Below are 8233 nucleotides of genomic sequence, written 5' to 3'. Positions count from 1 at the left end.
CCTCACGCGCCTTGGCGCGGCGGCGAGTTCTTCAGCGAATCGCGGATTTCGCGCAGCAGCAGGACGTCTTCCGGCGGGGGCGGCGGCTCTGCCGGAGCGGCTTCAAGCGGCTTGCGCAGATTGTTGATGAACTTGACCATCAGGAAAATGATGAACGCGAGGATCAGGAAATTAATCGCCACCGTGATGAACGAGCCATAACCGAACACTGCGACACCCGCCGTTTGCAAGTCTTTATAAGACTCGGGACTGCCTTTGAAGCTCGGGGGAATATCGCCGAGGCGAATGAATTTGTTGGAAAAATCGAGGCCGCCCGTGGCGACGCCGACAACCGGCATGATCAGGTCTTTAACAATTGAATTGACGATGGTGGAAAATGCGCCGCCGATAATCACCCCGACGGCGAGATCCATTACGTTGCCTTTGAGGGCAAATTCCTTGAATTCCTTGATCATGCTCATATGCGTTTCTCCCAGAGGTCGATAATCGGATCATACCAATCTGAGAAGGATAGGCTAGCCCTTTGGCTAGTCTTTCGGCACGGAAAGAATTCGTGGCCTTTTATGCTGGAAACCGTGACTGACTATGGCGGGCCCGTTCGATATGCGCGGCAAAACTGACCGGGTCGGTATTGGTGCCGCACAGCAGCACGCCTACGCGCTTGCCTTGCAGTGATTCGCGCAGCGGTCCGAGCAGCGCAGCCGTTGCGGCGGCGCAGGCTGGTTCGACGGCCAGCTTAAGTTGTCCGAACAAGGTCAGCATGGCCGCGCGCAACTGGTCGTCGGAGACGGTCACGAGCTGGTCGATATGGCGGCGGCACAACTCGTAGCTGTATTCCTCGGTATGCGGCGACATCAGCGAATCGGCAATGCCGTGCATGTGGCCCATCTTGACCGTGTGATTGGCCGCGAAGCTTTTGCCCATGGCATCCGAGCCTTCCGGTTCGACGCCGTACACGTGCACGCGCGGATTGGCGAGCCGCATGGCGGTGGCCACGCCGGCCGCAAGGCCGCCGCCGCCGATCGGCACGATCACCGCTTCGAGATCCGGCGTTTGCGTGGCCCATTCATAGCCGAGCGTGGCCGAACCCAGCACCGTGCGATAGCCGTTGAACGGGTGCACGAAATAGCGGCCTTCCTCCGCCTCGATACCGCGCACGAGTTCGAACGCTTCGGCAATGTCTTCGGCGAACACGATCTCGGCGTGATATTGCCGGCACAAGGCGACGCGCGCCGGATTGGCCGCGCGAAACAGCACTACCTTCGCGCTGATGCCAAGACGCATGGCCGCATACGCTACCGCCACCGCATGATTGCCGCCCGATACACAGGTGACGCCCGCGCTGCGTTGCGCTTCGTCGAGTGCGAGCAGGTTGGTGAACGCGCCGCGCGCCTTGAAACTGCCGCCCGCTTGCAGCAACTCGAACTTGAAGTTCACCACCGTGCCTTCCAGCGACGGAAAGTCGAGCCGGTCGAACACCGGCGTTCGCGCCACCCACGGCGTCAACGCAAAGTGCTGCGTGGCGATGTCGTCGAGCGTGGGGATCGGCTCGCCGTCGATCGTATGGTCGGTGTGCTGCGGTGTGGCGGTTGACATGGCGTGGGCGTGTTTTTCCTCGTATAGCTAAGACTCTTGTCGAGGCGGTCAGTTTCAGTGCGCGTGTGCTTCGACCGACATGCTGTGGATGAATTTTTGCAGGAAGCGCTCGCATGCCACGAGTTGATCCAGCGCGACGAATTCGTTGGCCTTGTGGGCCTGCTGGATGTCGCCGGGGCCGCACACGATGCTCGGAATGCCCGCCAGCGAGAACAGTCCGGCTTCGGTGCCGTACGCGACCTTGCGTTTGTCCTGGTCCGCGGTCAGCGCGCGCACGAGTTGCGTGATCGCGGCTTGTTCAGACGAATCGAGTCCGGGCGCGGCAGCGATTTTCGTGATCTCGATCGCCGCGGATGGATGCTCGCGCAACATTTTCGGCAGCAGCGTTTCGCGCGCGTATTGATCGATGCGCGCGAAGATCGGTTCAGGATCGAGGGTGGGCAGATTACGGAATTCGAACTGGAATTTGCATTCGGCCGGCACGGTGTTGATCGCATTGCCGCCAATGATCGTGCTGGTTTGCGCCGTGGTGAAAGGCACGTCATACAGCTCGTCGAACGGGCCTTGCGCGCGGAACTGATCGGCCATATCGCGGATGTAGCAGATCAGGCGCGCGGCGTATTCGATCGCGTTCAAACCCTTCGGCGTCAGCGACGAATGCGCCGCCTGGCCGCGCACGCAGCACTGATACGCGTTGATGCCTTTGTGCGCCACGATCGGGCGCATGCTGGTCGGCTCGCCGACAATGCAACCGTCCGGCTTCACGCCGCGCTTCATCAGATCGGCAATCAGGAGTGGTGCGCCGGCACAGCCTATTTCTTCGTCGAACGACAACGCGAAATGAATCGGCTTCGCGAGTTTGGTACGTTGCATGTCGGGCACGAGCGAGAGCGCCGCGCCGATGAAGCCTTTCATATCGCAGGTGCCGCGACCATAGAGTTTATCGCCGCGGATTTCTGGCTTGAACGGATCGCTGTCCCATTGCTGACCGTCTACGGGCACGACATCCGTATGGCCCGACAGCACCACGCCGCCATTGGTCTCGCCGTCGTGCGCGGGAATCGTCGCGAACAGATTGGCCCATTTGCCTCTTTCGTCGTGAGTCAGCGTGGCTTCGATGCCGACTGCGCGCAGCTCGTCGCGCACGGTCTCGATAAGGCCGAGATTCGGATTGCGGCTCACCGTGTCCATCGACACGAGACGGGTTACCCAGGGAAGCGACGCGGGCGAGGAAGCATTCGATTCAGAAGCGGGTGTTGGCGAGGATTGCGCTGATTCAGCGACATGAGACATGACAGGACTCCGGAATTTGAGTCTTTCGATCATACCCAAAAAAAACGCGCCCGTATGCCGCGTCACGCGTTTGCGCAGCGCAGCATGAATGAAAAACGGCTAGACGTACGCTGTTTTTCAACCGCGCCGGCGTGGGTGCCGGTACTGCGCCGGTCTCGACGCAAATACCGGCGCGCCGGCAGCGCGACGGCACGCTACGCGCTACCTCAGCGCACAGCTGCCGCGGCCGCCGTGCCGCGGCTGGGCGTTCCGAGTGCGCGCAAGGTTTCCTTCACCGTCGCCACCCGCACCGCCAGATCGGGACTGCGAGTTTCGATACGCAGCTTGTCCTGGCCCGCCAGCTTGATGTGCTTGTGTTTCTGCACCATCTCGATGATCCGCATCGCGTCGATGGGCGGATTAGGAATGAACTGCAAGCCGATCACGGTTTCGCCCGCATCGATTTTCGAAATGCCCAGGGGCTTGGCCGCGAGGCGCAGACGATGCGTCTCGATCAGCGCATGCGCCTGCGGCGGCAGCTTGCCGAAGCGGTCGATCAACTCTTCCTGAATGCTGTCGATCGAATCGTTGTGTTCGCAATTAGCGAGGCGTTTGTAGAGCGACAGACGTTCCTGCACGTCGCCGCAATAGTCCGCGGGCAGAATCGCGGGCGCGTGCAGATTGATCTCGGTGGTCGCGGCGAGCGGGGCGGTGAGGTCCGGTTCCTTGCCTTCCTTGAGCGCCTTCACGGCGTCGTTCAGCATGTCGGTATAGAGCTGGAAACCGATCTCGTGAATCTCGCCCGATTGCTTGTCGCCGAGCACTTCGCCCGTGCCGCGGATCTCGAGGTCGTGCATCGCCAGATAGAAGCCCGAACCGAGTTCCTCCATCTGCTGGATGGCTTCGAGACGGCGCTGCGCCTGCTTGGTCAGGCCTTGCGGATCATGCACCAGCAGATACGAGTACGCCTGGTGATGCGAGCGGCCGACGCGGCCCCGCAACTGGTGCAATTGCGCGAGACCGAACTTGTCGGCGCGGTGAATCAGGATCGTGTTGGCGCTTGGCACGTCGATACCGGTTTCGATGATCGTCGTGCAGAGCAGAACGTTCGCCCGCTGCGCCACAAAGTCACGCATCACGCGTTCGAGTTCGCGCTCATGCATCTGTCCGTGCGCGACCGCGATACGTGCTTCGGGGACGAGCGCTTCGAGCATTTGCCGCCGATTCTCGATCGTCTCGACTTCGTTGTGCAGGAAGTACACCTGGCCGCCGCGCTTCAATTCGCGCAACATGGCTTCGCGAATCACGCTGTCTTCTTCGCGACGCACGAAGGTTTTGATCGCAAGCCGCTTTTGCGGCGCCGTGGCGATCACCGAAAAATCGCGCAGGCCTTCAAGCGCCATGCCGAGCGTACGCGGGATCGGCGTGGCGGTGAGCGTGAGCACATCGACTTCAGCGCGCAACGCTTTCAACGCCTCTTTCTGGCGCACGCCGAACCGGTGTTCCTCGTCGATGATCACGAGCCCCAGCCGCTTGAACTGCACGTCCGAGGACAGCAGCTTGTGCGTGCCGATCACGATATCGACCGTGCCTTCGTTGATCTGCCGGATTGCCGCGTTAACCTCTTTGGTCGACTTGAAACGCGACAGTTCGGCGATCCGCACCGGCCAATCGGAGAAACGGTCCGTAAAGGTTTGCGTGTGCTGTTCGGCGAGCAGCGTGGTGGGCGAGAGCAGCGCGACCTGCTTGCCGCCCATCACCGCGATGAACGCCGCGCGCAAGGCCACCTCGGTCTTGCCGAAGCCGACGTCGCCGCAAACGAGGCGATCCATCGGTTTGCCGCTGGTCATGTCGCCGATCACCGCGGCAATCGCGGCGGCCTGGTCCGGCGTTTCCTCGAAGCCGAAGCTCTCGGCGAACTTCACATAGTCTTTCGGTTCGAGCGCGAATGCATGGCCTTCGCGCAGGGCGCGCCGGGCGTACAGGTTCAGCAGTTCAGCCGCGGTGTCGCGGATCTGTTGAGCGGCTCTGCGTTTGGCCTTTTCCCACTGGCCCGAGCCGAGCGAATGCAACGGCGCGCTTTCCGGATCCGCGCCGCTGTAGCGCGAGATCACGTGCAACTGCGCGACCGGCACGTAGAGCTTGCTGTTGCTCGCGTATTCGAGGTGCAGGAACTCGGTCTCGCCTTCGCCGAGGTCCATTGTGACGAGGCCCATATAGCGGCCGATACCGTGCTGCGAATGCACGACCGGATCGCCGACCTTGAGCTCGGACAGATCGCGCACCATCGAATCGACGTTGCTGGCCTGTTCCTGGCGCCGCCGCCCGGTGCGGCGCGCGAGCGGCCCGTAGATCTCGGTCTCGGTGATGATCGCGAAGCCGTCGGCCGGGACGGCAAAGCCGTTGGCCAAAGGCGCGACGCCTAGCGAAAAACGCGCGTCGCCGAGCAGCCAGTCCTGAAAGCTGTCGCTCGACGCGGGCCGCAGATGATTGTCGGCAAGCAACTGCAACAGGGTTTCGCGCCGGCCGGCCGATTCGGCGGCGAACAGCACGCGGTTCGGCGTGGTGTCGAGATAGGCGCGCAAGGCCGAAACCGGATCTTCCGCATGGCGGTCGATCGCGAGGTTGGGCAGCGGCACGGACCAGCCGCCGCCCGCGTTGGCGGGCAGGACGAGCCGCGCGAACGGCTTGGCGAAGGTGAAGAAATCCTCGTCCGAGAGGAACAGCCGCTGCGGCTCCAGAATCGGCCTGTCCCGGTCGTGCGACAGGAAGTTGTAGCGCTGCTTCGTGTCGTTGGTGAAGCGCTTGATCGCCGCATCCAGGTCGCCGACGAACGCCAGTTGCGCGCCCTCGGGCAGATAGTGGAACAGCGTGGCCGTTTCGTCGAAGAAGAGCGGTAGATAGTATTCGATGCCCGCCGATGGCACGCCGTTGCCGATATCCTTGTAGATCGACGCGCGGCTCGGGTCGCCCTCGAAGGTTTCGCGCCAGCGGCTGCGGAAGGCCGTGCGGGCCGCTTCGTCGAAGGGGAATTCGCGGCCGGGCAGCAAGCGCACGTCCTTTACCGGATAGAGGCTGCGCTGCGTGTCAGGGTCGAACGCGCGGATCGAGTCGACCTGGTCGTCGAACAGGTCGATCCGGTACGGCAGCGCCGAGCCCATTGGATACAGGTCGAGCAGCGAGCCGCGCACGCAGTATTCGCCGGGACGCACCACCTGGCTGACGTGTTCGTAGCCGGCGAGGGTCAGCTGCGCTTTCAGTCTGGCTTCGTTGAGGCGTTCGCCTTGCGAGAAGGAGAACGTGTAGCCGGCCATGAACGAGGCGGGCGGCATGCGGTACAGCGCGGTGGTGGCGGGCACCAGCAGGATGTCGCAGCGGCCTTCGCCGAGATCGTGCAGCGTGGCGAGCCGCTCGGAAACGAGATCCTGGTGCGGCGAGAAAGTATCGTAAGGCAGCGTTTCCCAGTCCGGCAGCAAGCGCACACGTGCCTCCGGCGCGAAAAAGCCGATTTCCTGCGCGAGGCGCTGCGCGTCGACGGCGCTTTCGCAGACGACCGCCAGCAGCGGCACCTTGTCGCGATAGGCGAGATGGTAGCGGGCGATCAGCAGCGCGTCGGACGAGCCGTGCGTGCCGTCGAAGGCAAAACGCTGACCGGCCTTGACGAGCGCGACGGGCGGGGAGTACTGCGATGTTGCGGCGATGTCTGGCATAAAAGAGAAAAAGCGGCCTCAGGCTCACACGTGATCGGCAAGTTTACGCGTGTCGGGGCGTGGATGCGAAGGACCTATTATAAAATCCGTCCTTTACTTTGACCTCGCGGCATCCGCACTCGTGACTTCCCGTCTATTTGCCCTGATTCCGTGCGCAGGCACCGGCAGCCGTTCCGGCGCCGCGATGCCCAAACAATATCGCACTGTCGCCGGTCGCGACATGTTGCATTACTCGCTGGCGGCTTTTGATGCGTGCAGCGAGTTTGCGCAAACCCTTGTCGTGATTGCCCCCGACGACCAGCACTTCGACGCGCGCCGTTTCGCTGGCTTGCGTTTTGCCGTGCGCCGCTCGGGCGGGGCGTCGCGCCAGGCGTCGGTGCTGAACGGGCTGCACGCGCTGGCCGAATTCGGCGCGCACGACGACGATTGGGTGCTGGTGCACGACGCCGCGCGGCCGGGCATTACGCCTGGTTTGATCCGCACGCTGATCGGGGCGCTGAAGGACGACGCGGTGGGCGGCATCATGGCGTTGCCGGTGGCGGACACCTTGAAGCGGATCGACGCGGCTTCGCCCGACGGACGGATCGCTCGCACTGAAGGGCGCGACGGGCTGTGGCAGGCGCAGACGCCGCAGATGTTTCGCATTGGCATGTTGCGCGAGGCGATTTTGCGCGCGCAGGCCGACGGTCACGATCTGACGGATGAGGCAAGCGCAATCGAATGGCTGGGGCACGCGCCGAAGCTGGTTCAGGGCAATTTGCGCAACTTCAAGGTGACGTATCCGGAAGACTTCGATCTGGCCGAGGCGATTCTGAGCCGGCCGTCGTCGGCTTCCTGAATGGATCAATCTGGATCAATCAAATTTTAGTTAATGGAATCGAGGGCTTGACGCATATGGATTTTAGAATTGGGCAGGGTTATGACGTGCATGCGCTGGTGCCGGGACGTCCGTTGATTATCGGCGGCGTGACGATTCCTTATGAGCGCGGACTGCTTGGGCACTCGGATGCGGATGTGCTGTTGCATGCGATTACGGATGCGATTTTTGGCGCTGCCGCGATGGGGGATATTGGGCGGCATTTTTCCGATACCGATGCTGCGTTTGCTGGCGCGGATAGCCGGGTTTTGTTGCGGGAGTGTTTTGCCCGGGTTAAGGCGGCTGGGTTTTCTATTGCCAATGTGGATAGCAGTGTTGTGGCGCAGGCGCCCAAGCTGGCGGCTCATATTGAAGGGATGCGGGCTAATATTGCGGCGGATCTTGACCTGCCGGTTGAGCGGGTGAATGTCAAGGCGAAGACTAATGAGAAGCTGGGGTATCTCGGGCGCGGGGAGGGGATTGAGGCGCAGGCGGCGGTTTTGTTGATCAGGAATTGACTGGTTTTTTTGCCGTTCCGGCGGTTGGTTTTGGATGCCTATGGCGGTGGGGCTTAGTTGATCTGGTTGCCTGCGCGGCGCTTGTTATTTGTGTTTTTTATGGCGGGGGCCTTTTCCTTGAATTGGCTCTTTGGTATTTGCTTCATCTGATTTTTTTGGCCTTTCCTTGATTTCTTATTGGTCTATTAGCGTTGCCCCTGTGCGGGGCGGCACTTACTTTCTTTGCCGCGGCAAAGAAAGATAAGCAAAGAAAGCCGCTCACACCGCCAGCTCATAAGCGG

6 protein-coding genes are annotated in these 8233 nt (G+C 61.8%); 2 read left to right on the top strand and 4 right to left on the bottom strand.

Features of this window, described 5'->3' with window-relative positions:
* Nucleotides 1-2 precede the first annotated feature (2 nt).
* From mscL to mfd, 4 genes are all read right to left on the bottom strand, one after another.
* Nucleotides 3-461 (bottom strand): large conductance mechanosensitive channel protein MscL, encoded by a 459-nt coding sequence (gene mscL, locus QOC89_RS21685; RefSeq protein WP_179731555.1) that lies wholly within the window; start codon nucleotides 459-461, stop codon nucleotides 3-5.
* A 100-nt stretch (nucleotides 462-561) separates the two neighbouring features.
* Nucleotides 562-1596 carry a pyridoxal-phosphate dependent enzyme gene (locus QOC89_RS21680; protein WP_323046889.1) on the bottom strand — a complete coding sequence of 345 codons (1035 nt, stop codon included), beginning with the start codon at nucleotides 1594-1596 and terminating at the stop codon, nucleotides 562-564.
* Between the two features lie 54 nt (nucleotides 1597-1650).
* The gene (gene argE, locus QOC89_RS21675) at nucleotides 1651-2889 is read right to left on the bottom strand and encodes an acetylornithine deacetylase (protein ID WP_323046888.1); all 1239 of its coding nucleotides are present in this window, start codon (nucleotides 2887-2889) and stop codon (nucleotides 1651-1653) included.
* Between the two features lie 206 nt (nucleotides 2890-3095).
* Nucleotides 3096-6578, bottom strand: coding sequence for a transcription-repair coupling factor (gene mfd, locus QOC89_RS21670; protein ID WP_323046887.1), 3483 nt, complete (start codon nucleotides 6576-6578; stop codon nucleotides 3096-3098).
* Between the two features lie 121 nt (nucleotides 6579-6699).
* Here mfd and ispD point away from each other — a divergent pair, with 121 nt between their 5' ends.
* Both ispD and ispF read left to right on the top strand, forming a co-directional pair.
* Complete coding sequence (gene ispD, locus QOC89_RS21665; RefSeq protein ID WP_323046886.1) at nucleotides 6700-7416, top strand: 2-C-methyl-D-erythritol 4-phosphate cytidylyltransferase; 717 nt, start codon at nucleotides 6700-6702, stop codon at nucleotides 7414-7416.
* Between the two features lie 56 nt (nucleotides 7417-7472).
* Complete coding sequence (gene ispF, locus QOC89_RS21660) at nucleotides 7473-7952, top strand: 2-C-methyl-D-erythritol 2,4-cyclodiphosphate synthase (protein ID WP_323046890.1); 480 nt, start codon at nucleotides 7473-7475, stop codon at nucleotides 7950-7952.
* The last annotated feature ends 281 nt before the right edge of the window (nucleotides 7953-8233 follow it).

It is taken from the genome of Paraburkholderia sp. (assembly GCF_034668105.1).
Classification (GTDB): Bacteria; Pseudomonadota; Gammaproteobacteria; order Burkholderiales; family Burkholderiaceae; genus Paraburkholderia.
The sequence above is the reverse complement of the archived record's forward strand: the minus strand, read 5'-3'. Positions and strand labels throughout refer to the sequence as shown.